We start from the raw sequence: 1,175 nt of genomic DNA, 5'->3' as shown, positions 1-1,175 counted from the left end.
GCCCAACCGGTGCCGGAGCCGGTGACGACGGGCGGGGCGGCGCTGCCGACGCTGGAGACACTGCCGGTGATGTACACCTTCGCCGCGCTGGTGTTGATGAGGTAGCGCCCGACGCCAAGCTTGTCCGCCTGGGAGGCGCTGCTGTAGGCGAGGGTGCGGGAGCCGCCGTCGTAGCTGGACACGGTGGCGGTCGTGACTTCCGTGCCCTGCAAGGCCCTCGCCGTGATGCTGACGGTGCATTCCCCGCCCGCCTCCAAGCAGTTGCCCCAGTTCTGAGCGGTCGCGCCCAGCCCAGCCGCGTCCCCCTCGCCGAACTTGAAGGTAGCGGCGCGCACGCTGATGTCCTGCCCGCGCCCGGCGGAGAGAAGGTCGCCCGCGAAGGTGAAGTAGGTGTCCTTGATAGCGGCGGTGTTGTCCCCGCCCGAGTCGTGAAACTGAAGGGCGCGAATCGTAGGAAACACGTCGAGTGTGCCGACGTTGTCCGCGGTGCGGCGGTCAACGAACTTGAAGGGGCTGAAGTAGCGGCCGTTGGCGAACGGGTCCAGCTCGCGCCCGCGCAAGTCGAGGAAGGCCGCGGTTTCGGCCCAGGTGGAGCGGGTGTGCCAGCCGGTGGGGAGGTTGGTGGGGAGAACGATGCGGCACTCGGCGCCGAGGCAGTCGGTGATGGCGGCGTTGATCTTGGAGGTGACGCCGATCTCGGTCCACAGGTCGGGGTCGATGAGGCGGAGGTGGTTCAGTCGCTTGAAATTGGCGCTGCCGCCGCCGGGGATGCGGAGGCTAGCGTTGAGGTCGAGCGTCTGCGAGGAGGAGGCGAAGAGCGGGAGGTACTGCGTGCCGTCGAAGATCTCGATGCCGCCGGCGCGGAAGCGGATGGTGTTCAGGTCGGAGCGGTGAAAGACGGAGCCGGCGACGACGCTGCCCGGGTCGGCAGTGAGCCCGAGCAGGCGCAGGTGGGCGAAGTTCTGCGGGTCGGCGCCGAAGGTGGCGGTGCCGCCGACGGTGAGGTTGCCGGTGACGTTCATGTTGCCGGTGACGGAGCCGGTGGGCGGGACCAACGTGTCGGTGGCGGTGACGGGCAGCTCGCTGAGGTTCACGGCGGCGCCGGAGAGGGTGTAGTTGAGCTGGGGAATGACGACGATGTTGTTCAGGTCGAGCACGCGCACGCGGTAGAAGGT

General features: G+C 68.5%; 1 protein-coding gene. It reads right to left on the bottom strand.

Going from position 1 to position 1,175, the window contains the following annotated elements:
• Window positions 1-1,175, bottom strand: a 1,175-nt coding sequence (locus ACRDSQ_RS27290; protein WP_431424929.1) for a hypothetical protein, incomplete at both ends; no start/stop codon positions are given.

The sequence above is a fragment of the Actinokineospora sp. genome, assembly GCF_050699995.1.
In the GTDB taxonomy this organism is placed as follows: Bacteria; Actinomycetota; Actinomycetes; order Mycobacteriales; family Pseudonocardiaceae; genus Actinokineospora.
The sequence above is the reverse complement of the archived record's forward strand: the minus strand, read 5'-3'. Positions and strand labels throughout refer to the sequence as shown.